The sequence below is a fragment of the Nonomuraea sp. NPDC003804 genome (genome assembly GCF_040610675.1).
In the GTDB taxonomy this organism is placed as follows: Bacteria; Actinomycetota; Actinomycetes; order Streptosporangiales; family Streptosporangiaceae; genus Nonomuraea.
In genome coordinates this window covers 75,313-101,141 of the sequence record NZ_JBEXMT010000013.1, presented here as the reverse complement: position 1 = coordinate 101,141, position 25,829 = coordinate 75,313, and the positions used below count along the sequence as shown (strand labels likewise).

The following is a 25,829-nucleotide window of genomic DNA, read 5'->3' as shown; positions in this document are numbered from 1 at the left end:
GGCCCCCCGAGCAGGTTTACTTTTCCCGGGCACCGGGGTAAGCCTAGAAGGAAGTGAGTGCCTAAGACGCAGGCACACCCCGCAGCTGTCACCTGCCCGAGGTGTGTCATGCATATCGCCATCGTCGCTTCCGACCAGCGGCGCACTCATATCCTCGCCGTGGCCCGCGAGCTGGGCCGCGAACACAGGGTGACGATCTTCTCCCGCCGCAGTGACGCCCAGGCGAAGCTCAGGACGAAGGTGTGCCATGGCGTCACCGTCGAGTCCATACCCGCGGGCCCGGCCCAGGATCTGCCCGCCGACGACGTGGTGCCGTTCCTGTCGGACGTGGGCGCCTACCTGATGCGCCGCTGGCTCGAGGAACGGCCCGACGTGATCCACGCCCACTCGTGGACCGGGGGGCTGGTGGCGGTGGCCGGGGCCAGCGGGCTGGGCGTGCCGGTCACGCAGACCTTCCACCACGACCTGGGCGTCGCCGTACCGCCGGCGCATCTGAGGCTGGAGCGTGTGCTCGGCCGGCGCGCCGACGCGGTCATCGCCGGCTGCGGCGACGAGGAGTCGGAACTCATCAGGATGGGCGTCCCCCGCGACCACATCGCGGTCGTGCCCTGCGGGGTGGACGTGGACAGGTTCCGCCGCCAGGGCAGCGCGGCGGCCCGCGGCACCCGCAGGCGGTTGCTGCACGTCGGTCCCCTCTCCCCCGACCGGGGCGCGCACACCGTGGTGCGGGCGCTGGCCGCCGTCCCCGACGCCGAGCTGGTCCTGGCCGGCGGGCCCCCGGCCGAGGGGCTGGAGGAGGACCGCGAGGCCAGGCGGCTGCGCATGCTGGCCCGGCAGGCCGGCGTGGCCGAGCGGGTGAGCGTGCTCGGCCGGGTGCCGAAGACGTCGGTGCCCAAGCTCATGCGCAGCGCCGACCTGGTCATGTCGCTGCCGCGCGAGGCACCCGAGGGGACGGTCGCGCTGGAGGCCATGGCCTGCGGCGTCCCCGTCATCGCCTCTGCCGTGGGCGCGCACCTGGACGCCGTGGTCGACGGCGTGACGGGCCTGCTGGTGCCGCCGGACCGGCCCGCCCAGACCGCCAGGCTCATCCGCGAGCTGCTCGCCGACCCGACCAGGCGCACGGCGCTCGGCTACGCCGGCGCCGACCGGGCGCGGTCGCGCTACTCGTGGGAGCGCGTCAGCCAGGAGCTGCTCCGGGTGTACGAATCGCTGTGAGCCACCCCGCGTCCCGACCGCCGCTCCCCGGGCTGCGGCCGGCCGTCGGCGAGGGGCGCGGCACGGTCACGGACGACGGCCACAAAGCCGCGGAACACCGCGAGAGGGTCGAAAGCGCCGTTACCAAAGCGCAATCTGTGCTTTCCTGAGACTCATGTCGATTCCTGGTTATCTCGTGGCGGCGGCGCTCCTGGCGACGCCCGCCGCCACCACCGCGACCGAGCGGCCGCCGTTCGAGCAGGTCTTCACCGAAGGCTTCGACTCCCTGGACACCGGCAGGTGGATGGTCTACCACTCCCCCGGCGCCGAGACCAACCCCCGCACCGGCAAGGCCACGTCCGTCTCCGGCGGCGTGCTCCGGCTGAAGGGCGGCTTCTACGGCGGCAAGGACCTGTCGGGCGGGCTGGCCACGCGCTCGTCCCAGGAGTACGGCAGGTGGGAGGTCAGGTTCAAGGCCGAGGCCGGCGCCGGCTACACCCCGGTCGCGCTGCTGTGGCCCGACAGTCAGAGCGACGGCGACTACGCCGAGATCGACTTCGCCGAGATCGTCGACCCGCAGCGGCGCGGCGGCGGCATCTTCGTCCACGCGGGCCGCGAGCGGGCGCAGAAGCAGCTGCGCGCCGACTTCACCCAGTGGCACACGGTCGCCGTCGACTGGCTGCCGGGACGGCTGACGTTCTGGCTCGACGGCCGGAAGGTGTGGGACTACCGCGGCCCGCACGTGCCCGAGGGCAGGAAGATGGGACTGGCCCTGCAGAACGACGTCGTCTGCAACGAGTGGTCGCCGTGCAGGAACGCCGCCACCCCCGACACCGTGTCGATGTACGTCGACTGGGTGAAGGTCTACCGGTTCACCGGAGCAGCCTGACGGCCTTCAGCCCCAGGTGGACGGCCAGCCGGTCGTCGCCGTCCGACAGGTCGAGCCCGGTCAGGCGTTCGGCCTTGCCCAGGCGGTAGTAGAGGGTCTGGCGGTGGATGCCCAGCTCCGCCGCCGCCTTCTGGGCGTGCCCGCCGAGATCGAGGTAGGTCTCGACGGTGTGGGCCAGCTCGGTGTCCAGCGGCGCGGTCTCGGCGGCCAGCTCGCGCAGGTCGGCGCCGCCGAGCCGGGCCAGCAGCCGGTGCACGCCGAGATCGGGCCAGCAGGCGACGGGATGGAAGCGCGGGAAGTGCTCGGCGATCCGCAGGGCGTGCCTGGCCTCGCGGAAGCTCTGCCAGGCGTCGGCCGGATCAGCCCGCGGCGCGCCCATGCCGGCGGCGGTGCCGTACGCGGCCTGGAGGTTGCCCGCGATCTCGCCCGCCAGGTGCGCGGGGGCGAGCACGGCGACCGGCTGGCCCGCGCGGGCCAGCACGCCGCGCGGCAGCGTCCAGAGGGCGGCCACCCGCTCCTGCGACTCCCTGACGGCGATCGCGGTCACGGGACCGGCCAGGTCGAGGGCGGCTCCGGCCCGCTCCTCGGGGTCCGACGACAGCAGCGCGGTCAGCTCCCTGCCCAGGTCGTGGCGGCTGCGGGCCTCCTGGGCGAGCATGGCGGCCGCCCTGGACGTGAGCGGCCTGATGCGGGCCAGCTCGGCATCGCCGAGCGTGCCGAGCAGCCACAGGTAGCCGTAGGTCACCGACGTGTGCCGGAGCGGGACGCACACCCTGGCCAGGACGCCGAGCTCCCGGTCGGCGGGGATGCGGACCGGGCCCTCCGCCCTGGCGATGCCGAAGCGCTCGAAGTAGTCGCGGACCTCGCGGCTGGCGCGTCTGCGCAGGATGGACTCCTGGCGGACGGTGTCGATGTCGCCGTGCTGCGCGCCGTACGCCAGCAGCCGGAAGGAGCGGTCCTCCAGCGTCGCGGAGACCCCGAGAACGCGGGCGATCTCGTCGACGGTCTCCTGTAGGTCATCGGTGTTGTGCATTTGTATGACAGCCTGCCACAACCCGCGTTACGGACGTCAATGGGCCCCTCGTGAGCAGGGGTTTTAGCCTGGAAACATGCTGGGTCACGTACTTCTCGCCGGGTCGCGCAGCGCGCTCGTGCGCCGCACCGTGTCAGGGCTGCCGCCGACCAGGAAGGTCGTCGACCGGTTCGTCGCCGGCGAGAGCGTCGCCGAGGCGAGCTCCGCCGTGCAGCGCCTGGTGGACGGCGGGCTGACCGTCACCATCGACCACCTGGGCGAGGAGACCCGCGACGCGGGCGCCGCCGCCGCGACCGCGAAGGCCTACCTCACGCTGCTGGAGGCGCTGCGCCCGCTGGGCCTCGGCACGCGCGCCGAGGTGTCGGTGAAGCTGTCGGCCGTCGGCCAGGAGCTGAGCGACTCCATGGCGCTCGACCACGCCCGCGAGATCTGCGCGGCCGCCGCCGCCAACGGCTCCACGGTCACCCTCGACATGGAGGACCACACCACGGTCGACTCCACGCTGGGCATCCTGCGCGCGCTGCGCGAGGACTTCCCCTCCACCGGCGTCGCCGTCCAGGCCTACCTGTTCCGCAGCGAGGCAGACTGCCGCGACCTGGCCGTCGAGGGCAGCAGGGTGCGCCTGGTCAAGGGCGCCTACCGGGAGCCCGCCTCGGTCGCCCACCAGAGCAAGGCCGAGGTCGACAAGGCCTACGTGCGATGCCTGCGGATCCTCATGGCGGGGAAGGGTTACCCCATGGTGGCCACGCACGACGACCGGCTCATCGCCATCACCGAACTGCTCGCCGACAGGTTCTCCCGCGCCGTCGGCGACTACGAGTACCAGATGCTCTACGGCATCAGGACCGACAAGCAGGAGTCCCTCGCGGGCGCCGGCCACACGGTCCGCGTCTACGTCCCCTACGGCGACGACTGGTACGGCTACTTCATGCGCCGCCTGGCCGAGCGTCCCGCCAACGTCGCCTTCTTCCTTCGTGCCCTTGGGGGTAAGTGATCATGGATGCGATCAGCAACGTCCCGACGCCGGCCAACGAGCCGGTGTACGGCTACGCGCCCGGCAGCGCCGAGCGCACCACGCTGGAGAACCGCATCAAGGAACTGGCCGGGTCCTCGATCGACCTGACCATGACCATCGGCGGTGCGCAGCGGATGGGAGGCGGCGCGGCCCTCGACGTCGTGCAGCCGCACAACAGGACCGCCGTCCTGGGCCGTACCAACGACGCTACGGCTCAGGACGTGCAGGACGCCGTCGACGCGGCGCTGGCCGCGGCTCCCGCCTGGCGGGCGCTGTCGTTCGACGAGCGGGCCGCCATCTTCCTCAAGGCCGCCGACCTGCTCGCCGGGCCGTGGCGCGCCACGCTGAACGCGGCCACGATGCTCGGCCAGTCCAAGTCGGTGCAGCAGGCCGAGATCGACGCGGCCTGCGAGCTGATCGACTTCCTGCGCTTCAACGTCGCCTACGCCCGCCAGCTCTACACCGAGCAGCCGACCTCCTCGGCCGGGGTGTGGAACCGCATGGAGTACCGCCCGCTGGAGGGCTTCATCCTGGCGATCACGCCGTTCAACTTCACGGCCATCGCCGGCAACCTGCCGACCTCGGCCGCGCTCATGGGCAACGTCGTGGTGTGGAAGCCGTCGCCCACCCAGCAGTTCGCCGCGCACCACACGATGCGGCTGCTCGAGGCGGCCGGCCTGCCGCCGGGCGTCATCAACATGGTCACCGGCAACGGCCAGGCGGTCTCCGAGGTCGCCCTGGCCCACCCCGAGCTGGCCGGCATCCACTTCACCGGCTCCACCGCGACCTTCCAGCACCTGTGGGGCACCGTCGGCGCGAACATCGCCCGCTACCGCGGCTACCCGCGCCTGGTGGGCGAGACGGGCGGCAAGGACTTCGTGCTCGCGCACCCGTCGGCCGACCCGGGCGTGCTGTCGACCGCCCTCATCAGGGGCGCCTTCGAGTACCAGGGCCAGAAGTGCTCGGCGGCCTCGCGCGCCTACGTCCCGCGCTCCATCTGGTCGCGGATCAAGGACGACCTGGTGGCCACCGCCGAGTCGCTGACCGTGGGTGACGTGGCGGCCGACCTGTCCACGTTCATGGGCGCGGTCATCGACGACAGGGCCTTCGCCAAGCACAAGGCGGCGCTGGACCGGGCCAGGGCGACGGGCTCCATCGACGTGCTCACCGGCTCCTACGACGACAGCGTGGGCTACTTCGTCAAGCCCTCGATCCTGGTGTCGGACGACCCGACGGACGAGATCTTCGTCAAGGAGTACTTCGGGCCGATCCTCGGCGTGCACGTCTACGACGACTCGTCCTTCGACACGGTGCTCGACCAGATGGAGGCCGCCTCGCCGTACGCGCTGACGGGGTCGCTCATCGCGCAGGACCGCTACGCGATCGCGTCGGCGTCGGAGCGGCTGCGGTTCGCCGCGGGCAACTACTACATCAACGACAAGCCGACGGGCGCGGTCGTCGGGCAGCAGCCGTTCGGCGGGGCGCGGGCCTCGGGCACGAACGACAAGGCGGGCTCGATCTTCAACCTGATCCGGTGGGTGAACGCCCGCACGATCAAGGAGACGTTCGTGCCGCCGACCGACCACCGCTACCCCCACATGGGCTGATATTTCCGCACACGCGGTGAGTTGGGGGATTCCTGCTCCCCTGACCAGCGCGCGCACCCACGCGCACCGCGTACCGGCGCCCCGGGTCCCCGCACGGGCCCGGGGCGCCGCCGTTTTCCAGGCCACGATTCCCTGGGGGGAATTGCCCGGCGGCAGGCCACCTCGGCAGGATCGCTTCCATGAGCGAAGTGATCGATCGGTTCAACGCGGCCTTCCAGACGCACGACGCGTCCGAGCTGGCCGACGTGGTGGCCGAGGACTGCGTCCTGGAGAACGTTGACGGCGCCACCTATTCCGGTCCGGGCCAGGCGCTGGGATTCTGGTCGGCGCTGGCCGCCGACCACGGCACCACCTGGACCGTCGAGGACGTCACCGGCGACGGCGAGCGGGCGACCATCCGCTGGCGCGCCAGGTCGGCCGACGGAACAGTGACCAGAGGCGTCAACCTCATGTGGCTCCGGGACGGCCGGATCGCCGAAGCCACCGGCTACGTCAAGATCTCCTAGGCAGGGTTACGGCACGCGCGCACACCGCCTGGACTCCGGCGGTGGCGGCAAGGGGGATCGCGCCTGTCGCAGCGTGAGCTGGGCAGACTGTCGTCTACGACCACTCGCCGCACCGTGCGTAGACGCGAAAACGCGTTGCCGTTGATGCTCTCGAAACGTATGGTTTTGCGCTCGTGATCACAGTGGTGGAGCGAGTCCTGCCTGCCCGGCTGGGGACCGGATTCCGATGGTTGCTGGCCTCGAGCTGGCTGACAAATCTCGGCGATGGGGTCGCGGCCGCGGCGGGCCCGCTGCTGATCGCGACGTTGACGCGCGACCCGCTGATGATTTCGCTGTCGGCCCTGGTGGGCTGGGCACCGCCGCTGCTGTTCGGCCTGTACGCGGGCGTGCTGTCGGATCGGTACAACCGGCGCAGGATCGTGCTCGTCGCGAACGCGGTGCGGGCCGTGGTACTGGCGGCGCTCGTCACGCTCATGGTGACTGGCACCGTGACCGTGGCGACGGCGCTGGTGGCGCTCACGCTCCGGTCCATCGCCGAGGTGTTCGCCGACAACGCGACGGCCACGCTGACTCCCATGATGGTCAGCAAGGACGATCTCGTCATCGCCAACGCCCGCCTGGGCACGGGGTTCATCACGCTCAATCAGCTCGCCGGGCCGCCGATCGGCGCGGCGCTGTTCGGCCTGGGCTTGACCTGGCCGTTCGCGGGCCAGTTGCTCCTGGCGGTGGCGGGGATCGTCCTGGTCTCCCGGATCAGGTTGCCACCACACGGCCGGCAGGCCGACGATCGCGTGCCTGACACCGCGCGGGAACTGATCGCCGGGTTCAGCTGGACGATCCACCACGCGGCGGTCCGCACGCTGGCGCTCACCATCCTGATCTTCAACTTCACGTTCGGCGCGGCCTGGTCGGTTCTCGTCCTCTACACCCAGGAGCAGCTCGGACTCGGCGCCCTGGGCTTCGGTCTGATGACCACCATCGGCGGGATCGGCGGCTTGATCGGCACCGGCCTCTACGGGGCCATCACCCGCAGGGTGAGCCTCGGCGCCCTGATGCGCATCGGGCTCATCATCGAAACGTTCACTCACCTGGGCTTGGCCCTGACCCATTCGCCGTGGGTCGCCGGGGGCATCTTCCTGGCCTTCGGCGCGCACGCCTTCATATGGGGCACGACCTCGGTCACCGTCCGCCAGCGCGCGGTCCCACCTGAACTGCAGGGCCGAGTGGGCAGCGTCAACACCGTCTGCGTCTACGCCGGGCTCGTGGTCGGCTCGTTGATCGGCGGTGTCCTGGCCACCCGCCTCGGTGTCGCGGCGCCCTTCTGGTTCGCCTTCGCCGGTTCCGCGGTGTTCGTGGTGCTGCTGTGGCGGCAGCTCACGCTCATCGCCCACGACGACTGAGATGTTCGATGGATGTGAACGTTCGATCTTCCAGCGAGCGGTCAACAGTGGCCACACCGACCTTGCGCCTTCAGCGATGTTCGATCTCGGCGTCTTGAAATCTGAGCGGGGCCGGGTGGCGGCGGCTCGCACCTGGTACCGCCGGGCGATCGACAGTGGAGACGACGCAGTCCGTGCCTCTGTGCAAGAGCACCGACGCCGCGAGAAGCATCGTCGTTGAGCGCGCCGGCAGGACACGTTCGGTGGTTGGCACGGCGGCCACCGCGGATCCGGCCCGGACTTCGAGGAGTCAGGTGCAGAAACCGGCGGCAGGGATGATCGTCGAGGAGCGTCAGGCCCACCCCTCGCGGGCCTGCCGCCAGACCGCCTGTCAGCCCCCGGTCACCGCGGTGACCAGGACCAGGACGAGGGTGACGACGGCGAGCAGGCCGTGCCCGGCCACGACGGGGACCGGGATGGCCCGCTCGGGCGGCGCCGCCGTGGCGGCGGCGCGGGCGCGGTACACCGGGATCCAGCGGGCGAGCATGACGAAGCCCAGCAGCGCGACCGGGAGCAGCACGATCAGCGCGATCCATGCCAGGGCCCCGCTGTCGAGAGCCAGGTAGAGGATCCAGAAGATCAGCCCGGTCGCGGCGAGCAGCATGTGACCGAAGATCACCGGCGGCGGGAAGTGGCTGGATGCCGCCTCCTTGCGGCGGAGCCCGCCGTGGGAGATCCACACGCCGAGCATGAAGAAGCCGCCCAGTGCGGTGAGCAACCAGGTGACGAGTGCGGCGACGGCCATGATCTGCCTCCCTGAGGTCAGGAACGGAAGCCTTCTGCTTGGGTGGTCTCGTCGGCGACCCGGACGCCGTAGCGGTAGGCCAGCATCCCGCCCAGGTAGCCCGACACCGACAGGACGGCCAGGCAGATCGCCGACAGCGCGATCTGCCCGACGGGGACCGGCCCCGCGTGGTCGCCGGACCGCCAGGCCCAGGCCACGCCGTACGCGGCGGTGACGGCGAGGTTCAGCACCAGATGGACGCGGGCCGTGCGGAAGGCGGCGGTCCTGGGGGGAATGGCGAGGAAGTCCAGGAAGCCGAACATGGCCGCCGCCAGGGCGCCGATCACCCCGATCGCGATCAGCCACAGCGATCCGCGAGCGAGGAAGCCGGGGTCGCCGACGACGTGCGAGGCCAGGTCGAAGACGAGGCTGGTCACCCAGGCGCCGATCGGCACGGTGACCAGGATCGGGTGCAGCGGATGCCCGTACGGACCGGCCAGCATCGTGACGGGACGCTTGGCCTGATGCAGCTGATCGGACATTGGCACCACCTCCAATTTCACCAACAAGTCTTAGTCTTATTCCCGCGACGGTCAAGTGCTTCGCGGTTTCGACCACCAGGGTGGGTGTTATTGTGTTCGGGTGACGCGGGACGCGGTGCAGGCCGTAGCGGCGCTCGGCGACGAGCTGAGGCGCCGCATGTACGAGTTCATCCGGCGATCACCGGTCCCGGTCACCCGGGACGAGGCCGCGCAGAACGCCGGCATCTCCCGCAAGCTCGCCGCCTTCCACCTGGACAAGCTGGTCGACGTGGGGTTGCTGTCCGCGGAGTACGGCAAGCCCGACGCGGTACGCCGGGTGGGGCGGGCGCCCAAGGTCTACCGGCCCACCGACCTCGAGGTGCGGATCAGCATCCCGCAGCGCGAGCACGGCCTGCTCGCCGAGATCCTGATGGACGCGATCCGGACGCAACGGCCGGAAGAGAGCGGGCCGCAGGCCGCCGTGCGCGTGGCGAGCCACCGCGGCCACGCCCTCGGCCACGCCGAACGCGAACGGCTCAAGCCGGGCCGTCTCGGCGCCGAACGCGCCCTCACCTACGTCGGGCACATGCTGGAAGGCCACGGCTTCGAACCCGTCCGCGTGACGCCGACCCGGATCCAGCTGAACAACTGCCCCTTCCACCCGCTGGCGGCCAAGGACCCCGACCTGGTCTGCGGCATCAACCACGCCTTCCTGGCCGCCTACTGCGACGGGCTCGGCGCCACCACGATCACGGCCGCCCTGGTCCCCCGGCCGGGCGCGTGCTGCGTCGAGCTCGGCACCACCGCCGCGTCACCTTGACGGCATGCACGACCGTGCTCGGCCTTGAACCGAGTCGAGGCGGACGACGGCGCACTACCGCTGCCCCTCGGCGCCTGCCTGCTGCCACCCGCCCGCGCCCGGGCGAGCGTGCGCCTGGTGACCTGTTCGGGGCGGCGGCCGGGCGCGACGCGACCTGGTTCGCGAGATGAGCCCGTGATCTCCGACTGGGATGATCTTCCCGTCGCGGGGCGCTCTCCGTCCCGCTCGCTCCGCGAACCTCGGCGTTCACCGAACAGGCGGGCGACCGCATCGATCATGACCGGAGCACTCCGGCCTGACCCCAAGGAATCGCATGAGATCCGTGCTACTCGCGGTGACCGCATGGGTGGCGCTGGTGCCTGCCGTACCGGCGCACGCCGCGCCCGACCCCGTGAAGGCGCTGACCGCCCAGCTTGCCTCCGGCAAGGGCGTCATGGTGTCGGCGACGATCAAGACCGCCAAGAACGGCAAGACCTATCTCATCTCCTACGAGAAGGGCAAAGTCGCTCTTGCCCCGCGCGGCGTCGTCGCCACCGACAAGACCCTCAGGCACCGCTACCTCGGGAAGATGGACGAGGATGACAAGGCCATCTACCGGCCCAGCCGGCAGATCGTCATCGGCAAGACCGTCTACCATCGCGGAGGCATCTGGGCGGACCTCCTGCCCGCCGGCAAGAGCTGGATGGTCAGAAAGGGCTTCGGCCCCTCCTCGACTCACTCCAGCATCGAGGTCCTTGACCCGCGGCAGTTGCGCATCCTGCTGGACCACGCCACCGTCCGTCGCGACGGCATGGCCGAAGGCGTGACGACGACCTGCCAGTTGGACGGGCTTCGTGAGGCGACGTGTCCCTACAAGGACGACCCGAAGATCACTTGGACGCTCTGGTTCAACTCGAAAGGGCTGATAACCCGCCTCGTGTCCGCGAACGACCTCAAGCTCAGTCAGGTCTACCGGACCCATGTCGACGTCCGGTTCACCGGCTGGGGATCCACGGTCGTCATCGACCCACCATCCGCCGACCAGGTGTGGGATCCCCAGGAGGAAGATACGCCGCCCGACATCCTCGGAGAGAGCAACTCCTGACGGGTCGCGACCGGCGCTCCGCCGCGCGCCTGGACGTCACCGTCGGCGTCGCCGCCCGCCCCTCGGCCAGGCATCGGATGCCGAGAGATCACAGCGGAGTAGCGCCGGCTCCTCGGATGGCAGGCACGGCGAGGCGTTCTGCACGAGCGCGTCACGCGCGCGCCGTAGCGGGCCAGCTTCTCGGGACCGAGAAGGTCCACGATGATCGCGGCTCCGGAGATGAAGGACAGGATCTTCCCCGCGCGCCCCCACCAGATCATCGGCAGACCGAGCAGGTCGTTGCCGACCGTGGAGCTGCCGTCCAGCCATAACTGCCACGCCTCGATGTAGCTGAGGCCGGACTGAGGTGCTCCCCGGCTATCCGCGATGTGTGGTGCCGCCGAGGACTTGCTCACGGAGGATGTCCGCGTGGCCGCAGTGCTGGGCCAGTTCACGCAGCATGTGGAGGTAGACCCAACGCAGCGGCAGCGGGCCCCGGCGGTTGCCCAGGAGGAGGTCGTCCAGCGTCAGCTCCGCCGTGGCCCGACGCGAGGCCGCGCAGGCCTGCTGGTAGGCCCGCTGGACAGAGGCGATCGTGTCGCCGTCGTCGATGTCGAACGACTCGTCAGGCGAGTCGGGAATGCCGATCTCGGTGCGGGACCGGCACGTGATCGCCTCGTCGAACCAGACCTTCTCGACGAACGTGGCGTGCTTGACCAGGCCCAGCAACGTGGTCTTGGACGTGACCAGCGACCGGCGCGCCTGCTCCTCGGTCAGCCCGGTCAAGCTGTCGTTCAGCGCGGACCGGTGCTCGTCGAGGAACGCCTCGAACTGATCGCGCAGTGCCGCGTGGAAGACGGCGGGCTCCAACGACGGGGGGATGACCATGACCGCCACGATAGCCTGCCGGGAACGACGTCAGGTCCGGTGCCGGCGCGGCCACACCTTCGCTGGAATCGACCGCCGCCGAGGATCGTGGATCTGCGGATCTGGGTTGATCGTGTGGTCGGCGAACCGGCACTCTACCTACGTGACGGCATCTCCCGACCAACCGGAACCCGGCACCGAGCCTCCCAAGACGCCCCCCAAGACGACCGCCAAGACGACCGCCGCGACATCTGCACCGGACGCGCCTGATTCCGAGAACGGGAAGCGACAGGCGGACACGAGCGGCGGCTGCGCCATCGCGATCGCCGTCCTTGGCGCCTGGTGCGCGGCGGCCTTCGTGATGGCGATGTTGCTCTACGGGCTCGACGGGGAGTGGTCGATCTTCCTTCTGTACTTCTTCTCCGTCTTGCTGGGCGTCCCGCTCGTCATCTTCGCCGTCGTCACCGCCGTGCAGCGGATGGTACGCGCCCGCAGGCGTCGCGAAGAGCTGATCCTTCGCCGGAAGGACGTTCTCACGAACCGCATCGAGGTGCTCACCACGGTGGTCACGGAAGCCAAGGCGGTCTCCAACGAGCTGGAACTCTACCTCCAGGAACGGCTCGCCGCCCTTGACGCTCTCAGCGCCCAGGTGGAGGAGAAGGAACGCCTGGCAGCTCTCACTCCCGAACAGGTGAAGGCGCTGGAGAAAGCGCTGCAGCGGCAGTTCGTGGGCCAGAATCGATCCGGACTCGCTCAGCAAGCGGTTTTCCTGGTTCTGGCATTCGTCCTCGGCTTTGTCGTGAACTGGCTTTCCGATCCTGCCCTTGACTGGCTGGAGGGCCTCTGGACGAGCCTGCCCTGAGGGAAGCGCCGGGCCGGCCACCCGATGATGCGGGCCGCGCTCGTCAAGGATGTCTGACGCAATCTTGACGAGGCGCTGGGAGCGCGAGAGCACGGGACCGGGGATTTCCTCTCTACAACCCTTTCGGGGTGAATATCCGCGGTCGGCGAGGTGGCGGCATGGGGTGTCTGTTCGCGGTGTTCGCGGGACTCTTCCCGCGGCTGGGGCTCTTCATCATCTGGGTGGCGCGTCCCCTGCTGGTCGACGCGGCGTTCCACACCTGGATCTGGCCGCTGCTCGGGCTCATCTTCCTGCCGTTCGCTACCTTGATGTACGTCATCCTGTACACGCCCGGCATCGGGCTGCGGGGCTGGGAGTGGTTCTGGATCGTGCTGGCGGCCCTGCTGGACGTGTCCCACTGGGTGGGCACCATCACCCAGCGCCGCCAGCTCCTCGCCTACCGCAAGCCGTGAGCCCCCCGCAGGACAGGGCCCGGCCAGAAGCGTGTTCAGGGACGCCCTGGACGTCGACCACGCCACCTGGGCGCGCGGTCGCGGCTGGGCGCTGTCCATGGCCGTCATCCAGCTCCCGTACTACCGCGCGACGAACCCGGTCATCTCCGCCAACGCCCGCCACGTCATCCGCGAGACGCTCGCCGCCGCCGGGACGCCGTAGCTGGACCCGCCGTCAGGTCGCGTACAGGGCGGCCATGGCGCGGGCTGTGGCGACCAGCTTGTCCCTGAGGGCCGGGGGCTCCAGCACCTCAGCCTCCGCGCCGAGCTTGAGGAACTCGGTCTGCGCGTGGGTCAGCGACTCGATCGGGACGGTCGCGGTGACCCAGCCGTCCGAGCCCGTCACGCCGCTGGAGATCGCCTCGATCACGGCTGAGCTCATCACCTCGCCGGCCCGCTCGACGCCGGCGGGCGACAGCCGTACGACGGCGTGGCCCTGGACGAGGCGGGCCCGGAAGTCCTTGAGGTGCGCGCGCCAGTGGGCGGCCAGGTCGAACCCCTCGGGCCGGTCGAAGGCGCGCTCGGTCACCCGCAGGTCGAGGATCTGGTTGACGCGGTAGGTGCGCAGGCTGTCGCCGCTGCGCGCGACGAGGTACCACTTGCCGGCCTTCAGAACCAGCCCGTACGGCTCCAGCGTCCGCTCCACCTCGTACGGCTCCCGCCAGCGCCGGTAGCGGACGTCGATGACGAGCTTGTTCCACACGGCGCCGGCCAGGGCGGGCAGGTGCGGCACCTGGTCGCCGTCGTGGTACCAGCCGGGCGCGTCGAGGTGGAAGTGGTCGCGCACGTACCGCGACCCCTCGCGCAGGTCGGGAGGGAGCGCCGCCTCGATCTTGAGCTCGGCCGCCGCGGCCAGGGCGCCGAGCCCGAGCTGGGCGGCCGGCCCTGGCAGCCCGGCCAGGAAGAGCGCCTGGGCCTCCTTCTCGGTCATGCCGGTCAGCCTGGTGCGGTAGCCGTCGACGAGCCGGTAGCCGCCCTCGTGGCCGGCCTCGCCGTACAGGGGGACGCCGGAGGCGTGCAGCGCCTCGACGTCGCGGTAGACGGTGCGGACGCTGACGCCGAGTTCGTCGGCCAGCTGCTGCGCCGTCATCCTGCCGCGCGTCTGGAGCAGGAGGAGGACCGAAAGCAGGCGGGAGGCGCGCATCCACTGACAATAGATGTCAGTGGATGATCCTTATCGTCCGGGTCATGGCTTTCCTGGAGAAGAATCTGCGTTCCCTGCCGCCCGTCACGCTGGGCGGCAGGCCGTACAAGCGGTATCACGTCGACTGCGAGGGGCACGAGATCGAGCCCGAGGTGGAGAAGGCGGCCTACGCGTACGTTCCGCGGCTGGTCCCCCCGCCCGCCGACGACTCGCCCGCGGGCTGGATCGTGCTGCACCGGGGCGGCGACAGCGGCGCCTACGTGCTGGTCTACACGTGGGTGTGGGACAACGTGATCGAGATCCACACCGCGTGCGCGGGGCAGCCGGCCGTCGGCTGCCCTGATGAGGATCCGACGAACTTCATGACGCTGGAGCGGCCGTGGATCGGCTGCGTGTGGGAACTGCCGCCGCTGGAGCACGAGCGCAGCGCCTTCGTCCGCCACATGCTGGCGCCCGAGGTCCCCGACCTGGACGGTTACCTGGCCGACGCCCTGCCCGCGGGTCCGGTGGGGCTCTGACCCACTCGCGAGGTCCGGCCGCGGCCCGAGCGCGGCCGGAGCGCGGCCCGAGTCCGGCCCGAGTACGGCCCCAGTCCGGCCGGAGCGCGGCCTGAGTCCGGCCGGAGTGAAGGGCTCCGCGAGCCGTCGTAGGCTGTGCGTCATGACCGACAGCAGACCTCGCGGCAGGCGGCAGGCGGAGGCCGAGCGTAACGACCGGGCGCTGCTCCAGGCGGCGAGGGAGGTGCTGGCCGCCGACGGCGCGCACGCCTCCGTGGCCGCGATCGCCGCCCGCGCGGGTGTCGGGATCGGCAGCCTCTACCGGCGCTACCGCACCAAGGAGGAGCTCTTCCAGCGGCTGCTGGTGCTCTCCCTCGACCAGTGGATCGCGGCCGCGGAGCAGGGACTGGCGACCGACGACCCGTGGGAGGGGCTGGCCGGCTTCATCACCGCCTGCGTGGAGTTCGGCCAGGGCACGCTGAGCCCGGTCGCCGGCACGGTCGAGGGCACGCAGGAGATGCGGGTCAAGAACGACAGGGGTGACGAGCTGCTCGACGCGCTCGTCACCAGGGCCGGTGAGGCGGGCGTGCTGCGGCCCGGCGTGACCGCCGTCGACGTCTCCTTGCTGATCGAGCAGCTGGGCAGCTCTCCCCTGCTCGACCAGCTGCGCAAGCAGGGGCGCGGCGACATGCTCGCCGAGGCCGCCGCCGCCCGTGCCCGCCTGGTCGCCATCGCCGTGGACGGCCTGCGCGCCGTGCACCGCGAGCCGCTGCCCGGGCCGGCCCCGACCGGGAGGCTGTTCACCGAACGATGGCGCCGCCCGCCCGCGTCCGCCGAGGCGGCTGCCGGTCAGCCGTCCGCCTGATCGCCGGACAGGCCCAGCGGGAAGGCGTCGAAGTGGACGACGACGCGCTCGCCGTCGTCACCGTCGTCGTCGTAGGAGTCGAGCAGCTCCTGCACCCGCCTGCCCAGCTCGGCCAGGTGCTCCCGGCTCAGTCGCAGGTGGCGCCGCGTGTGCGTGGCCGCCTCGATCCACTCGCGGGACGCGGTCCTCGACTGCTCGACCCAGCGGGCCAGCTCGGCGTGCCGCTGGCGTACCAGACCGGCCATGAGCACCTCGGCGGCCTCGGCCGTGTCGGGGTCCTTGCGGAACCTGTCGGTGTCGCTGGTGAAGCCGGCCGCGCGCCACCACCGCTCCTTGCCCCTGGCCTTCTCCGGCACCTCGACGACGAGCCCGTGCCGGGCCAGCTGCCGCAGGTGGTAGCTGGTCACCCCGGTGTTCTCCTCGATACGGCCGGCCAGCATGGTGGCGGTCGCCGCGCCGTACTCCTCGAGCAGCTCGTACAGCCGCATCCGGACCGGATGCGTGAACGCCTTCAGCGCCTGGGCGTCCATCTCTCTGACGGTCTTGCCTTCCACAGTGTGCAGCCTTATCTTTGCAAAGAAACCTGTGCACAACTTCCTACGCATAAAGGATAGACCGTGGGACGCTCCTTCAGATACCTGCTCGCCGCCACGACCTCGGCCAACCTCGCCGACGGCGTGCTCCTGACCGGCGCCCCGCTGCTCGCCATCACCCTGACCCGCGACCCGGCGCTGGTCTCGCTGGCCGGTGTGGCCACCACGCTGCCGTGGCTCCTGCTGGCGCTGCACGCCGGCGCCCTCGCCGACCGCGGCGACCGCCGCCGGATCATGGTGGTCACCGCGTGGGCGCGGGCCGTGGCCCTGGCCGGCACGGCCGTCGCCGTGGCCATGGACGCGCTCAGCCTGCCGCTCCTGCTGGCCATCCTTCTGATCTCAGGAGCCTGCGAGGTCTTCAACGACACCGCGGCGCAGAGCGTGCTGCCGATGACCGTCGGCAAGGACGACCTCGGCAGGGCCAATGGCCGCGTCATCGCGGCGCAGACGATCGGCAACAGCTTCGTCGGCGCGCCGGTGGCCGGGTTCCTGGCCGCCCTCGCGCCGGCCGCCCTGTTCGGCGCGCCCGCGCTGCTGTACACCGCCGCGGGGCTGCTCCTGCTCGGCATGCGGGGGCGCTACCGCCCCGCCACCGTCTCCACGGCGCCCCTGCGCCAGGACATCGCCACCGGCCTGCGTTACCTGGTGCGCGACCGCAGGGTCCGCGACCTGGCCGTCGCGGCGGGCGTGATGAACATGTGCAGCTCGGCCTACCTGTCGGTGTTCGTCCTGTGGGCGGTCGGCGAGGAGTCGGTGATCGGCATGACCGCCGGCCAGTACGGCGCGGTCATGACGGTCCTGGCCGTCGGCGCCATCGCGGGCTCGCTGCTCGCCCATCGGCCCGCCCGCCGGTTCGGCGAGGGCAGGCCGCTGGTCGTCCTCTGGACCGTCAACGGCCTCTCCCTGCTGCTGCCGGTGCTCGTGCCCACGGTCCCGTCGGTCTACGTCACCGGCCTCCTGCTCGGCGCCACCAGCGCGGCGGGCAACGTGCTGGTCGTCTCCTTCCGCCAGCGGATCATCCCCGAGGAGCTGCTGGGCCGCGTCAACTCCGCCTACCGGCTCATCGGGATGGGCGGCAACCCGCTGGGCGCGGCACTCGGCGGCGTCGTCGGCGGCGTGGCGGGCCTGCCCGTCGTCTTCGTCGGGGCGGTCGTCCTCTGCCTCACGGCCATGCCTCTCGCCGCCCGGGCTCTTGCCCGCACACCCGAGCCTGTGGCTGTGTGAGTGGTATGGCCGAGCGCACGCGCGTACTCAAGTCAGGCGAGTCGATGAACCCCGGCGACCGGATCCTCTCGCGCAGGACCGCACAGGGCCGGCGGGAGTTCAAGCTGGAGTATCAGACCGACGGCAACCTCGTCCTCTACGACCAGGGCACCCTGCCGAGCGACAGGTACGGCAGGCCGCTGTGGGCCACCGACCACTGGGTGCCCGGCGGGAGGCTCACCATGGACCGCGGGCGCTCGCTCGGCCTCAGGAACGCCGCGGGCGCCGTCTGGCCCGAGCCCGCCTTCCGCCACCCCGAGGGCTCCTTCCTGGTCCTGCACGACGACGGCAACCTCGTCATCTACGCCCCCGACGGCAGGCCCGTCTGGTCGCCGTGCACGGGCACCGAGATCAGGCAGGCCTCCTACAACCGGATCAGAAGCTTCGAGTCCATCGAGCACGGCTTCCCCATCCGCTCCCCCGACGGCAGGCACTCGCTGGAGATCACCGACAAGGGCGTGCTGACCCTCTTCTCCGACGGCGTGGCCCGCCGCCACGCCAGGATGACCTCACCCCAGCGCGGCAGCGTGTGCGTGCTCCAGCCGGAGGGCGCGCTGGTCGTCTACCGCGCGGCCCGCGACCGCAGGCGCCACCTGGTCTCCTTCCGCTCCGGTACGGCAGGCGCGCCCGGCGGCGAACTGGTCCTGCGCGACGACGGCAACGCGGTCCTGACCGACCCGTCAGGAAAAGTGATCTGGGACTCGGACTCGACGTTCTTACCGCTCTGACCTGCATGCCTACGAACGCGCATATATCTAGATCAGTCGAGGCGGCATATCCTTCGCGATCATTTGACATCATTACCCCTAGCGACGAGGGGATGACATGCGGGAGATCGGCGGCGGGCGATACCGGCTTGGCGAGCAGGCGGGCCGGGGTGGGATGGGCGTGGTGTGGCGCGCGTTCGACCAGCTTCTCCACCGTGAGGTGGCGCTGAAGGAGCTGACACTGGTCGGCGAGGCCGAGGCGGTGCGCAGGCGCGTGCTGCGCGAGGCCAGGCTGGCGGCGCGGCTGACCCATCCGAGCATCGTCACCGTCCACGACCTCGTCGAGGAGCGGGGCAGGCTCTGGATCGTCATGGAGTACCTGGAGGGCCTGTCGCTGCACGACCTGCTCTCCCAGGTCGGCACGCTGCCCGACACCTCCGTCGCCGGCCTCGGCCGCCACCTGCTGGCGGCGCTGCGCCACGCGCACACGTCAGGCGTCCTGCACCGCGACGTCAAGCCGGCCAACGTCATGCTGACCGGCGACCGGGTCGTCCTGACCGACTTCGGCATCGCCACCGCCGAGGCCGACCTGACCTCCACCCGCTCGGGCGGCCTGCGCGGCACCCCCGCCTTCATGGCGCCCGAGCGGCTGTCCGGCGGCATGGCCACCAAGGAGGGCGACATGTGGTCGTTCGGGGCCACGCTCTACAGCGCGGTCGAAGGGCGGCCGCCGTACCCGGGCAAGGACGCCGCCAGCGTCCTCGCGCTCTACCGCCAGGGCGGTTTCCCTCGCCCGCGCCGGGCGGGGATGCTGCGACCGCTCATCGAGGGTCTGCTCCACCACGACCCCGCGCGCCGTCCCTCGCCGGAGCGGGTGGCGGGCATGCTGGCCAGTGTCCGCGCGCCGGGAAGCTACCAGGAAGCGATCTGACGAGGCGGCCCCCCGAGGGGGCCGCTCAGCAGTCGCAGCCGCAGGAGCAGCCGTCGCCGCAGCACCCGTCGCCGCAGCACGAGCAGCAGTCGCCGCAGTTGCCGCAGGCCTCGCAACCGCTGCAGTCGAACCGGGAGCAGCAGCTGCGCTCGTGCTCCTCGTCCCACTCCGGCCGGTACAGGCCGCAGGTGCAGCAGCTCAGCGTCGTGCACGCCAGCGACAGCAGCCCTCCGGGGTCCACCGGGCGCCGCTTGACGCGTTCGGGGCTGTCCTGATCGGTCGCCGCGAACGCGCGGGTGACCGCGTGGCCGGCTTCCTTGACCAGCAGCGCCCGGACCAGGCCGTGCCGCTCCAGGTCGAGGTCCTCCACCGCCAGCCGCAGGCCCAGCAGGGCGTCGTCGCAGTGGCGCCGGGCGCCGGCCAGGTCCGTGCCGGTGGCGGCCAGCGGGTTGTAGGCGCCCTGGGCCCGGTCGCGGGGCAGGTCCTCCACCGCGTCGAGCAGGTGGGCCAGCCGGCCGAAGAAGCGGCCCGCCTCCCGCAGCGTCTGCCGGTTGTGAGGCTTTCCGGCCAGCACCGCCGTGTGCTCGAAGGCGGCGGCGACCGCGGCCTCGGTGGGCGCGGTCAGCTCCAGCAGCGACAGGCCCGGCGTGCGCTCGAGCAGGGTCTGCTCGCGCACCGCCAGCGTGAGCGGCCCCGGGTCGAAGCCGAGCGCGCCCGCCGTGTCGGACCCTGCCCGCGACCAGCGGGCGGCCACGCGCTCGGCGGCCGCGGCCACCAGGCGGCGGCGGTAGAGGGCGTCGCCGTCGGCGACGTGGTCGCGCAGCTTTCCGGCCGCCAGGACCAGCGAGACCGACGCCGCCAGCCGTACACCTTGGGCCTCGACCACGTCGGCGCCCTTGAACCCGCGCAACGCGCACGGCGCCGCCCGCCTGCGCGGCGCCGCCGCGACGGTCTGCGCCTCGGTCAGGACCGAGACCAGCAACCCGTCGTAGTTCGTCACCAGCCTGGAGGCATGGCCGTGCTCGTCGCGCAGCGCGAGGCACAACCCGCACAGGTGCGCCATCCACTGCTTGAACAACCCACCGCATAACGCATGGCGGCACGGGCGGACGATCCCAAACATTCGACCCCTTCGGTACGGCTGGCAGCCAGCCTCCCAGAAGATCGCTACTCGTCGTCCTTGCGGCGTTCGGCCTCGGCGGCGTCCATGGCCGCGGCCTCCTCGGGCGTGGGCGCGGTGCCGCCGAGGTGGGCGGGCTGCCACCACACGCCCGGCGGGATCTCCGGATAGGTCCGCTGCGCCCGGTCGACCAGCTCCGACATCCTGGTGTGCAGCTGCGTGGTCAGCTCGGCCATGTCGTCGCCGCGCTTGGGGTGCATCGGCTCGCCCACCAGGATGGTGAGCGGCACGTGGCGCTGGGTGAGCCGCTTGGGCCGGCCCTTGGTCCACAGGCGCTGGCTGCCCCACAGCGCCACCGGGATCATCGGCACCTTGGTGGCCTGGGCCATGCGGATGGCGCCGTTCTTGATGTCCTTGACGGTGAAGGAACGGCTGATGGTCGCCTCGGCGAACACGCCCACGATCTCGCCCGCCTTGAGCATGCGCAGCGCGGTGGCGTAGGAGCCCGCGCCCGCGCCGCGGTCGACGGGGATGTGGTGCATGCCGCGCATGAGCGGGCCGGAGACGGGGTGCTTGAAGACGTCGTCCTTGGCCATGAAGCGCACCAGCCGTTTGGCCGGCAGCGCGGCGAAGCCGGCGAAGATGAAGTCGAGATAGCTGATGTGGTTGCTGACCAGCACCGCCCCGCCCGTGCGCGGGATGTGCTCGGTCCCCTCCATGTGGAAGCGGTAGTCCATGATCCGGAAGAGGGTCCGCGCGGTGGCGATAACCGGCGGGTACACGATCTCAGCCATGTGCAGAAGGTAACGCACTCGCCGAGCGCTCAGCACCGGCGCGTGATCACTGGAGGCCCCGCCCTCCTGGACAGCCGTCAGAACTCCGGGTCAAGATTGAGGTAAAGAGGCGCTTCGGCCCGCATCCAGGCGTAAACCGGAGAAGAGGTCGGCGTGATCGCACGTCCCTTGGAACGAGCGGGCAGGAGGATGCGCGTGAAGAAGCTCATCAACAACCCGGAGTCCGTGGTCGCCGACGCGCTGGCGGGGCTCGCGGCGGCCCACCCCACGCTGCGGGTCGACGTCGGCGGGCGGGTGGTCTGGCGGGCCGACGCCCCACGGCCGGGAAAGGTGGCGCTGGTCTCGGGCGGGGGCTCGGGACACGAGCCGCTGCACGCGGGGTTCGTCGGCCACGGCATGCTCGACGCCGCCTGCCCCGGTGACGTCTTCACCTCGCCGGTGCCCGACCAGGTCGTGGCGGCGACCAGGCGCGTCGACGGCGGAGCGGGGGTGCTCCACGTCATCAAGAACTACACCGGCGACGTCATGAACTTCGAGATGGCCGCCGAGCTGTGCGCCGAGGAGGGCATGACGGTGTCCAGCGTCGTGGTCGACGACGACGTCGCCGTCCAGGACTCCCTCTACACCGCCGGGCGCAGGGGCACGGGCGCCACGCTGTTCGTGGAGAAGATCGCCGGCGCGCTGGCCGAGAGCGGCGCGCCGCTGGCGCAGACCACGCGGATCGCCGGGCAGGTCGCGGCCCGCAGCAGGTCGTTCGGCATCGCGCTGACCTCCTGCGCCGTGCCCGCCGCCGGCAAGCCCACCTTCGACCTGCCCGAGACGGAGGTCGAGCTGGGCATCGGCATCCACGGCGAGCCGGGCCGCTCCCGCGCGCCCCTCGCCCCCGCGCGGGAGCTCGCCACCGTCGCCATGGACGCGATCCACGGCGACCTGCCCCTCGCCGGCGACCTGCTGGTCATGGTGAACGGCATGGGCGGCACCCCGCTGATCGAGCTCTACGTCGCCTTCGCCGAGGTGGCGGCCTACGTCAAGGCGAAGGGGGCGCGCGTGTCCCGCTCGCTGGTCGGCAACTACGTCACGAGCCTCGACATGCAGGGCTTCTCGGTGACGGTGTGCCGGCTCGACGCCGACCTCACGCGCCTGTGGGACGCGCCCGTGCAGACGCCCGCGCTGCGGTGGGGCCGCTGATGGACCTCGCCTTCTTCACCGCCTGGATCCAGGAGACCATCCGGGTCGTGTCGGTCAACCGCGACCGGCTGACCCGCCTCGACGCCGCCATCGGCGACGCCGACCACGGCACCAACCTCGACCGCGGTTTCACCTCCGTCCGCGAGGCGCTGGCCGAGAGCCCGCAGGACAACCCCGGGCAGCTCCTCACCCTCGTGGGCACCACCCTGGTCCGCCGGGTCGGCGGCGCCTCCGGCCCCCTGTACGGCACGCTGTTCCGCCAGCTGGGCAAGTCGCTGGGCGACGCGCGGGAGGTCTCCCTCGGCGACCTGGCCACCGCCTTCGCGACGGCGATCGACGCGGTGCGGCGGCTCGGGAAGGCGGCGGAGGGCGACAAGACCATGGTCGACGCGCTGGCACCCGCCTCGCGCGCGCTGGCCGACGCGGCGCGGGAGGGCCTGCGACCCGACGACGCGCTCGAGCGGGCGGCGGTGGCGGCGGCCGAGGGAGCCAAGGCGACGATCCCCCTGCAGGCGCGCAAGGGCAGGGCGAGCTACCTGGGCCCGCGCAGCGTCGGCCACGAGGACCCCGGCGCCGCCTCGGCCGCCCTCCTCGTCTCCGCGCTGCGCCCGTGACCTCCCCTGCGGGGGCGGCCCGGGACACCCGTGGCGGGAGGACAAAGGTGACGGCTCGGCGGGGCCGGCCCGTGACACCGGTGGTGGCGGGAGGACGAAGGTGACGGCCCGGCGGGGCCGGCCCGGGAGGCGAGCGTGAGCGGCATGGTGGGGATCGTCCTGGTGTCGCACAGCGCCGCGCTGGCGGCCGAGGCGGCCGCGCTGGCGCGGCAGATCGCCGGGCCCGAGGCGATGGTGGCGGGCGCGGGCGGCACCGAGGACGGCGAGCTCGGCACCAGCCTCGACCGCATCGAGCGGGCCGTGGCCGAGGTGGACGGCGGCGCGGGCGTGCTGCTCGTTCCCGACCTCGGCAGCTCGGTGCTGACCGCGAAGCTCCTCGAGGAGCCGGGGCGGGTGGTGCTGGCCGACGTGCCGTTCGTGGAGGGCGCGATCGCCGCGGCCGTGACGGCCGCCGCGGGCGCGCCGCTCGCCCAGGTGCTGGCCGCCGCGGAGGAGGCCCGCACCTACCGCAAGCTCTGACCGCCGCCCGGCCCGGCCACCCCAGCCCGACGCCCGCCGTTCGGCACCCCGCCGGCCCGAGGGGGCGGTCAGTGGCCTCGGAACGCCTCCTCCAGCCACCACGACCCATGACTCCCGCTGACCTTCGCATGGACCAGGAGCGGCCGATCCCTCGGCCCCTCCAGCCACGAGGCGACCGCGTCCAGGTCACCCCGCTCCGTGACGGTCACCGCCGCGCAGCCGTACCCGCGGGCGATCCCGGCCAGGTCGACGGCGGGGAAGGTGACCGTGTCGAGCGGGTGCCCCGACGGCCCGAAGTGGTGCACCTCGGCCCCGTAGGCCTCGTCGTCGTAGACCACGATCACCATCGGCAGCCCGAGCCGTACCACGGTCTCCAGCTCGGCGATGCCCATGAGCGCGCCGCCGTCGCCCAGCGCGGCCACGGCAAGCCTGTCCGGCAGGGCCACCGCCGCGCCGATCGCGGTGGCCAGGCCGAGACCGATCGACTGGAAGGCCTGCGTGAAGCAGAACCCCCGCTCGTCGGGGACGTCGAGGAACATCGCCGGATATCCCATGAAGTTGCCCGAGTCGGTGGCGACGACGCGGTCGGCGGGCAGCAGGTCGTCCAGCGCGATCGTGAGCGTCCTGGGGTCGATCCTGCCGTCCCCGCTCTCGTCCTGGTACGGCACGCCGCGCCACCGCACCTCCCCCGCGATCCGCGCGGCCAGCTCCGGCGTGCGGCAGGAGGCCCGCGACGGCGTGCCGCCGAGCGCCGCCGTCACCGCCGTGGCCACCCGGGCGACGTCGCCCACGACGCCCAGCTCGACGGGCCGGTGGGCGCCGATGGCGTCCGGGTCGAGGTCGACCTGGACGACCTTGGCGCGCGGGCCGATGAGCCTGCCGTGCCTGGTCGTCCACATGTTGAGGGCGCACCCCCAGCCCACCAGCACGTCCGCGCCCGCGATCAGCTCGGCCGCAAGGGGAGAGGCGAAGCCGCCGCTGACGTCGAGGTCCCACGGGCTGCCCCGGAACAGGCCCTTGGCGACGGCGGAGGTCGCCAGCAGCGCACCCGCCCGGTCGGCGAGGGCCTCCAGCTCGCGGCGGGCGTGCCTGGCGCCGCGACCGGCGACGAACACCGGCCGTTCGGCGCCGGACAGCAGGCCGGCCAGCCGGGCCACGTCCTCCTCGGACGGGGCGGAGAGCGGCTCGGCGGCGGTGCGGGCGCTCAGGACGGCCGCCTTCCACGCCTCGTCCCGGTCCGCGGCCTCGCTCTGCACGTCCAGGGGGAGGTTGAGCAGGACGGTACGGCCCGCCCGCGCCGTGAGGAACGCCTCGACGGTGTCCTCGACGGCGGTCCCGGCCGAGCGGACCCGCAGGGCCGTGGCGCCCACGGCGCGGGCCATCGCGTCCTGGTCGACGTGGAAGTTGGAGCGGACCTGGGTCGCCTCGCCGGCCAGCACGATGAGCGGGGTACGGCTCTTGGCCGCCTCGGCGATGCCGGTCATCGCGTTGGTCAGCCCCGGGCCCTGGTGCACCGAGACGGCGGCGACCCGGCCGCTCATCCGCGCGTAGGCGTCGGCCATGGTCGCGGCGCCGCCCTCGTGCCGGGCGGCCACGAAGCGGGCGCCGCCGGCCACGAGGGCGTTGGTGACGTGGAAGTTGCCGCTGCCGACCACGCCGAAGACCGTCTCCACGCCGAGCTCGGCGAGGATCCGGCCGACCAGCGCCGCGACGGTCACCGTTCGACCAGCGCGAGCACGCGGACGGGACTGCCCGAGCCGCCGACGATCGGCAGCGGGGGCGCGACCACGACGCTGCCCGTGGGCGGGAGCTTGTCGAGGTTGCGCAGCTGGGTCAGGCCGTACTTGCCTGCCCCGAGCAGGAAGGAGTGGCACGGGAAGGCGGGGTCGAAGGAGTGGGCGGCGCCGGCGTCCGTGCCGACGGTCTCGACTCCGACGCCGATGATCGGCGCCTGCCTGGCCAGCCAGCGCGCGCACTCCACCGAGATGCCGGGCGAGTGGCCCTCGTTGAGGAAGTCGGCGGGGCTGTCGGACCTGGCGTCCCAGCCGGTGCGGTAGAGGAGCCAGCCCCCCGCGGGCAGCGGCCCGTTGACCCGCTCCCACTCCTCGACGTGCTCCACCTCGAGCAGGAAGTCGGGGTCCTTGGACGCCTCGGCGGCGAAGTCGAGGACGACGGCGGGCGCGAGCAGGCGCTGCACGGGCACCTGGGAGACATCCTGGCCGTCGCGGTTGGTCACCCAGTGGACGGGGGCGTCGAAGTGCGTGCCGGTGTGCTCGCCGGTGTGGATGTCGTTCCAGTACCAGGCGGGACCGCGGTCGTCGTAGCGGCTGATCTCCTCCAGCCGGAAGGGGATCGTGTTCCCGAAGGGTTCGGGGAGCTGAAGGATCGGCGTCTGGTCGGAGAGGGGCGCGGTCAGGTCGATGACCTCGATGCCGCCGGTGCGCACGCTTTCCAGGAAGTTTCGCAGGATCGACATGCTCGCATCATTCCCCGCTCCCCCGGTTCCTCCCACGGACAGCGGCTTGCGCGTGTTCCCGGCACCTGATCGGCTGCTCCGCCCCGC

The 25,829-nt window shown here is 71.8% G+C and carries 30 protein-coding genes; 20 read left to right on the top strand and 10 right to left on the bottom strand.

Annotated features, from left to right (window positions below; genetic code table 11):
* The first annotated feature begins 108 nt into the window (after positions 1 to 108).
* Positions 109 to 1,215, top strand: a complete 1,107-nt coding sequence (locus ABZX22_RS19555) for a glycosyltransferase (RefSeq protein ID WP_354910764.1) — start codon at positions 109 to 111, stop codon at positions 1,213 to 1,215.
* A 154-nt stretch (positions 1,216 to 1,369) separates the two neighbouring features.
* The gene (locus ABZX22_RS19550) at positions 1,370 to 2,083 is read left to right on the top strand and encodes a glycoside hydrolase family 16 protein (protein ID WP_354910762.1); all 714 of its coding nucleotides are present in this window, start codon (positions 1,370 to 1,372) and stop codon (positions 2,081 to 2,083) included.
* On the opposite strand, the gene ABZX22_RS19545 is transcribed toward ABZX22_RS19550, so the two are convergent.
* The gene (locus ABZX22_RS19545) at positions 2,067 to 3,116 is read right to left on the bottom strand and encodes a helix-turn-helix domain-containing protein (RefSeq protein WP_354910759.1); all 1,050 of its coding nucleotides are present in this window, start codon (positions 3,114 to 3,116) and stop codon (positions 2,067 to 2,069) included. The two genes, ABZX22_RS19550 and ABZX22_RS19545, sit on opposite strands and share 17 nt — an antisense overlap.
* Positions 3,117 to 3,192: 76 nt before the next feature.
* On the opposite strand from ABZX22_RS19545, the gene ABZX22_RS19540 reads away from it, so the two are divergent.
* The 4 genes from ABZX22_RS19540 (at position 3,193) to ABZX22_RS19525 (ending at position 7,644) form a co-directional block, all read left to right on the top strand.
* A complete protein-coding gene (locus ABZX22_RS19540) occupies positions 3,193 to 4,110 on the top strand; it encodes a proline dehydrogenase family protein (RefSeq protein WP_354910757.1) in 918 nt (305 codons plus the stop codon).
* Positions 4,111 to 4,112: 2 nt separating this feature from the next.
* Positions 4,113 to 5,738 carry an L-glutamate gamma-semialdehyde dehydrogenase gene (pruA, locus tag ABZX22_RS19535; RefSeq protein WP_354910754.1) on the top strand — a complete coding sequence of 542 codons (1,626 nt, stop codon included), beginning with the start codon at positions 4,113 to 4,115 and terminating at the stop codon, positions 5,736 to 5,738.
* 179 nt (positions 5,739 to 5,917) lie between these two features.
* Positions 5,918 to 6,244 carry a nuclear transport factor 2 family protein gene (locus tag ABZX22_RS19530; RefSeq protein ID WP_354910752.1) on the top strand — a complete coding sequence of 109 codons (327 nt, stop codon included), beginning with the start codon at positions 5,918 to 5,920 and terminating at the stop codon, positions 6,242 to 6,244.
* 173 nt (positions 6,245 to 6,417) lie between these two features.
* On the top strand, positions 6,418 to 7,644 hold the full coding sequence (locus tag ABZX22_RS19525) for an MFS transporter (RefSeq protein WP_354910749.1): 1,227 nt from the start codon (positions 6,418 to 6,420) through the stop codon (positions 7,642 to 7,644).
* A gap of 370 nt (positions 7,645 to 8,014) precedes the next feature.
* On the opposite strand, the gene ABZX22_RS19520 is transcribed toward ABZX22_RS19525, so the two are convergent.
* Entirely contained in the window at positions 8,015 to 8,428 is a 414-nt protein-coding gene (locus ABZX22_RS19520; protein WP_354910747.1) for a hypothetical protein, read from the bottom strand.
* A gap of 17 nt (positions 8,429 to 8,445) precedes the next feature.
* Positions 8,446 to 8,949: a DUF2231 domain-containing protein gene (locus ABZX22_RS19515; protein ID WP_354910744.1), complete on the bottom strand. Its 504-nt coding sequence runs from the start codon at positions 8,947 to 8,949 to the stop codon at positions 8,446 to 8,448.
* Between the two features lie 100 nt (positions 8,950 to 9,049).
* Between ABZX22_RS19515 and ABZX22_RS19510 the strand changes: the two genes are divergently transcribed.
* From ABZX22_RS19510 to ABZX22_RS19500, 3 genes are all read left to right on the top strand, one after another.
* Positions 9,050 to 9,748 carry a helix-turn-helix domain-containing protein gene (locus ABZX22_RS19510; protein ID WP_354910741.1) on the top strand — a complete coding sequence of 233 codons (699 nt, stop codon included), beginning with the start codon at positions 9,050 to 9,052 and terminating at the stop codon, positions 9,746 to 9,748.
* Positions 9,749 to 10,061: 313 nt separating this feature from the next.
* On the top strand, positions 10,062 to 10,832 hold the full coding sequence (locus ABZX22_RS19505; RefSeq protein ID WP_354910738.1) for a hypothetical protein: 771 nt from the start codon (positions 10,062 to 10,064) through the stop codon (positions 10,830 to 10,832).
* Between the two features lie 201 nt (positions 10,833 to 11,033).
* The gene (locus ABZX22_RS19500) at positions 11,034 to 11,162 is read left to right on the top strand and encodes a hypothetical protein (RefSeq protein ID WP_354910736.1); all 129 of its coding nucleotides are present in this window, start codon (positions 11,034 to 11,036) and stop codon (positions 11,160 to 11,162) included.
* A gap of 27 nt (positions 11,163 to 11,189) precedes the next feature.
* Here ABZX22_RS19500 and ABZX22_RS19495 read toward each other — a convergent pair whose 3' ends face one another.
* A complete protein-coding gene (locus ABZX22_RS19495; protein WP_354910733.1) occupies positions 11,190 to 11,699 on the bottom strand; it encodes a DinB family protein in 510 nt (169 codons plus the stop codon).
* 142 nt (positions 11,700 to 11,841) lie between these two features.
* Here ABZX22_RS19495 and ABZX22_RS19490 point away from each other — a divergent pair, with 142 nt between their 5' ends.
* From ABZX22_RS19490 to ABZX22_RS19480, 3 genes are all read left to right on the top strand, one after another.
* Entirely contained in the window at positions 11,842 to 12,540 is a 699-nt protein-coding gene (locus tag ABZX22_RS19490; RefSeq protein WP_354910731.1) for a hypothetical protein, read from the top strand.
* Positions 12,541 to 12,698: 158 nt separating this feature from the next.
* Positions 12,699 to 12,992 carry a hypothetical protein gene (locus ABZX22_RS19485; protein ID WP_354910728.1) on the top strand — a complete coding sequence of 98 codons (294 nt, stop codon included), beginning with the start codon at positions 12,699 to 12,701 and terminating at the stop codon, positions 12,990 to 12,992.
* 31 nt (positions 12,993 to 13,023) lie between these two features.
* Entirely contained in the window at positions 13,024 to 13,194 is a 171-nt protein-coding gene (locus ABZX22_RS19480) for a hypothetical protein (protein ID WP_354910725.1), read from the top strand.
* A 12-nt stretch (positions 13,195 to 13,206) separates the two neighbouring features.
* On the opposite strand, the gene ABZX22_RS19475 is transcribed toward ABZX22_RS19480, so the two are convergent.
* A complete protein-coding gene (locus tag ABZX22_RS19475) occupies positions 13,207 to 14,175 on the bottom strand; it encodes a WYL domain-containing protein (protein ID WP_354910722.1) in 969 nt (322 codons plus the stop codon).
* A 44-nt stretch (positions 14,176 to 14,219) separates the two neighbouring features.
* On the opposite strand from ABZX22_RS19475, the gene ABZX22_RS19470 reads away from it, so the two are divergent.
* Together ABZX22_RS19470 and ABZX22_RS19465 are read left to right on the top strand one after the other, a co-directional pair.
* Positions 14,220 to 14,693 carry a hypothetical protein gene (locus tag ABZX22_RS19470; RefSeq protein WP_354910719.1) on the top strand — a complete coding sequence of 158 codons (474 nt, stop codon included), beginning with the start codon at positions 14,220 to 14,222 and terminating at the stop codon, positions 14,691 to 14,693.
* A 142-nt stretch (positions 14,694 to 14,835) separates the two neighbouring features.
* Positions 14,836 to 15,537, top strand: a complete 702-nt coding sequence (locus tag ABZX22_RS19465) for a TetR/AcrR family transcriptional regulator (RefSeq protein WP_354910717.1) — start codon at positions 14,836 to 14,838, stop codon at positions 15,535 to 15,537.
* Here ABZX22_RS19465 and ABZX22_RS19460 read toward each other — a convergent pair.
* A complete protein-coding gene (locus ABZX22_RS19460) occupies positions 15,522 to 16,091 on the bottom strand; it encodes a helix-turn-helix domain-containing protein (protein WP_354910714.1) in 570 nt (189 codons plus the stop codon). The genes ABZX22_RS19465 and ABZX22_RS19460 overlap by 16 nt on opposite strands.
* A gap of 63 nt (positions 16,092 to 16,154) precedes the next feature.
* Here ABZX22_RS19460 and ABZX22_RS19455 point away from each other — a divergent pair, with 63 nt between their 5' ends.
* From ABZX22_RS19455 to ABZX22_RS19445, 3 genes are all read left to right on the top strand, one after another.
* Entirely contained in the window at positions 16,155 to 17,354 is a 1,200-nt protein-coding gene (locus tag ABZX22_RS19455; protein ID WP_354910712.1) for an MFS transporter, read from the top strand.
* 5 nt (positions 17,355 to 17,359) lie between these two features.
* On the top strand, positions 17,360 to 18,121 hold the full coding sequence (locus ABZX22_RS19450) for a hypothetical protein (protein ID WP_354910710.1): 762 nt from the start codon (positions 17,360 to 17,362) through the stop codon (positions 18,119 to 18,121).
* A 97-nt stretch (positions 18,122 to 18,218) separates the two neighbouring features.
* Positions 18,219 to 19,031, top strand: a complete 813-nt coding sequence (locus ABZX22_RS19445; RefSeq protein WP_354910708.1) for a serine/threonine-protein kinase — start codon at positions 18,219 to 18,221, stop codon at positions 19,029 to 19,031.
* Positions 19,032 to 19,056: 25 nt separating this feature from the next.
* On the opposite strand, the gene ABZX22_RS19440 is transcribed toward ABZX22_RS19445, so the two are convergent.
* Complete coding sequence (locus ABZX22_RS19440; RefSeq protein WP_354910705.1) at positions 19,057 to 20,154, bottom strand: DUF5685 family protein; 1,098 nt, start codon at positions 20,152 to 20,154, stop codon at positions 19,057 to 19,059.
* 44 nt (positions 20,155 to 20,198) lie between these two features.
* Positions 20,199 to 20,945 (bottom strand): lysophospholipid acyltransferase family protein, encoded by a 747-nt coding sequence (locus tag ABZX22_RS19435; RefSeq protein ID WP_354910702.1) that lies wholly within the window; start codon positions 20,943 to 20,945, stop codon positions 20,199 to 20,201.
* Positions 20,946 to 21,140: 195 nt separating this feature from the next.
* Between ABZX22_RS19435 and dhaK the strand changes: the two genes are divergently transcribed.
* The 3 genes from dhaK (at position 21,141) to dhaM (ending at position 23,266) form a co-directional block, all read left to right on the top strand.
* Positions 21,141 to 22,133 carry a dihydroxyacetone kinase subunit DhaK gene (dhaK, locus tag ABZX22_RS19430; RefSeq protein WP_354910699.1) on the top strand — a complete coding sequence of 331 codons (993 nt, stop codon included), beginning with the start codon at positions 21,141 to 21,143 and terminating at the stop codon, positions 22,131 to 22,133.
* The gene (gene dhaL, locus ABZX22_RS19425) at positions 22,133 to 22,747 is read left to right on the top strand and encodes a dihydroxyacetone kinase subunit DhaL (RefSeq protein ID WP_354910697.1); all 615 of its coding nucleotides are present in this window, start codon (positions 22,133 to 22,135) and stop codon (positions 22,745 to 22,747) included. The genes dhaK and dhaL overlap by 1 nt, the downstream gene beginning before the upstream one ends.
* 144 nt (positions 22,748 to 22,891) lie before the next feature.
* A complete protein-coding gene (gene dhaM / locus ABZX22_RS19420) occupies positions 22,892 to 23,266 on the top strand; it encodes a dihydroxyacetone kinase phosphoryl donor subunit DhaM (RefSeq protein WP_354911008.1) in 375 nt (124 codons plus the stop codon).
* A gap of 68 nt (positions 23,267 to 23,334) precedes the next feature.
* On the opposite strand, the gene ABZX22_RS19415 is transcribed toward dhaM, so the two are convergent.
* The gene (locus tag ABZX22_RS19415; protein ID WP_354910694.1) at positions 23,335 to 24,984 is read right to left on the bottom strand and encodes a thiamine pyrophosphate-binding protein; all 1,650 of its coding nucleotides are present in this window, start codon (positions 24,982 to 24,984) and stop codon (positions 23,335 to 23,337) included.
* The gene (locus ABZX22_RS19410) at positions 24,981 to 25,742 is read right to left on the bottom strand and encodes a cyclase family protein (RefSeq protein WP_354910692.1); all 762 of its coding nucleotides are present in this window, start codon (positions 25,740 to 25,742) and stop codon (positions 24,981 to 24,983) included. Before ABZX22_RS19410 ends, ABZX22_RS19415 begins: the two co-directional genes overlap by 4 nt.
* Between the last annotated feature and the right edge of the window lie 87 nt (positions 25,743 to 25,829).

Excerpts from the sequence above, each read along its gene's own strand:
- ABZX22_RS19555 (WP_354910764.1), top strand. The coding sequence starts at position 109 with ATGCATATCGCCATCGTCGCTTCCGACCAGCGGCGCACTCATATCCTC.
- ABZX22_RS19550 (WP_354910762.1), top strand. The coding sequence starts at position 1,370 with ATGTCGATTCCTGGTTATCTCGTGGCGGCGGCGCTCCTGGCGACGCCC.
- ABZX22_RS19545 (WP_354910759.1), bottom strand. The coding sequence starts at position 3,116 with ATGCACAACACCGATGACCTACAGGAGACCGTCGACGAGATCGCCCGC.
- ABZX22_RS19540 (WP_354910757.1), top strand. The coding sequence starts at position 3,193 with ATGCTGGGTCACGTACTTCTCGCCGGGTCGCGCAGCGCGCTCGTGCGC.
- pruA (WP_354910754.1), top strand. The coding sequence starts at position 4,113 with ATGGATGCGATCAGCAACGTCCCGACGCCGGCCAACGAGCCGGTGTAC.
- ABZX22_RS19530 (WP_354910752.1), top strand. The coding sequence starts at position 5,918 with ATGAGCGAAGTGATCGATCGGTTCAACGCGGCCTTCCAGACGCACGAC.
- ABZX22_RS19520 (WP_354910747.1), bottom strand. The coding sequence starts at position 8,428 with ATGGCCGTCGCCGCACTCGTCACCTGGTTGCTCACCGCACTGGGCGGC.
- ABZX22_RS19515 (WP_354910744.1), bottom strand. The coding sequence starts at position 8,949 with ATGTCCGATCAGCTGCATCAGGCCAAGCGTCCCGTCACGATGCTGGCC.
- ABZX22_RS19505 (WP_354910738.1), top strand. The coding sequence starts at position 10,062 with ATGAGATCCGTGCTACTCGCGGTGACCGCATGGGTGGCGCTGGTGCCT.
- ABZX22_RS19500 (WP_354910736.1), top strand. The coding sequence starts at position 11,034 with ATGATCGCGGCTCCGGAGATGAAGGACAGGATCTTCCCCGCGCGCCCC.
- ABZX22_RS19495 (WP_354910733.1), bottom strand. The coding sequence starts at position 11,699 with ATGGTCATCCCCCCGTCGTTGGAGCCCGCCGTCTTCCACGCGGCACTG.
- ABZX22_RS19485 (WP_354910728.1), top strand. The coding sequence starts at position 12,699 with ATGGGGTGTCTGTTCGCGGTGTTCGCGGGACTCTTCCCGCGGCTGGGG.
- ABZX22_RS19475 (WP_354910722.1), bottom strand. The coding sequence starts at position 14,175 with ATGCGCGCCTCCCGCCTGCTTTCGGTCCTCCTCCTGCTCCAGACGCGC.
- ABZX22_RS19470 (WP_354910719.1), top strand. The coding sequence starts at position 14,220 with ATGGCTTTCCTGGAGAAGAATCTGCGTTCCCTGCCGCCCGTCACGCTG.
- ABZX22_RS19465 (WP_354910717.1), top strand. The coding sequence starts at position 14,836 with ATGACCGACAGCAGACCTCGCGGCAGGCGGCAGGCGGAGGCCGAGCGT.
- ABZX22_RS19450 (WP_354910710.1), top strand. The coding sequence starts at position 17,360 with ATGGCCGAGCGCACGCGCGTACTCAAGTCAGGCGAGTCGATGAACCCC.
- ABZX22_RS19445 (WP_354910708.1), top strand. The coding sequence starts at position 18,219 with ATGCGGGAGATCGGCGGCGGGCGATACCGGCTTGGCGAGCAGGCGGGC.
- ABZX22_RS19440 (WP_354910705.1), bottom strand. The coding sequence starts at position 20,154 with ATGTTTGGGATCGTCCGCCCGTGCCGCCATGCGTTATGCGGTGGGTTG.
- ABZX22_RS19435 (WP_354910702.1), bottom strand. The coding sequence starts at position 20,945 with ATGGCTGAGATCGTGTACCCGCCGGTTATCGCCACCGCGCGGACCCTC.
- dhaL (WP_354910697.1), top strand. The coding sequence starts at position 22,133 with ATGGACCTCGCCTTCTTCACCGCCTGGATCCAGGAGACCATCCGGGTC.
- dhaM (WP_354911008.1), top strand. The coding sequence starts at position 22,892 with ATGGTGGGGATCGTCCTGGTGTCGCACAGCGCCGCGCTGGCGGCCGAG.
- ABZX22_RS19410 (WP_354910692.1), bottom strand. The coding sequence starts at position 25,742 with ATGTCGATCCTGCGAAACTTCCTGGAAAGCGTGCGCACCGGCGGCATC.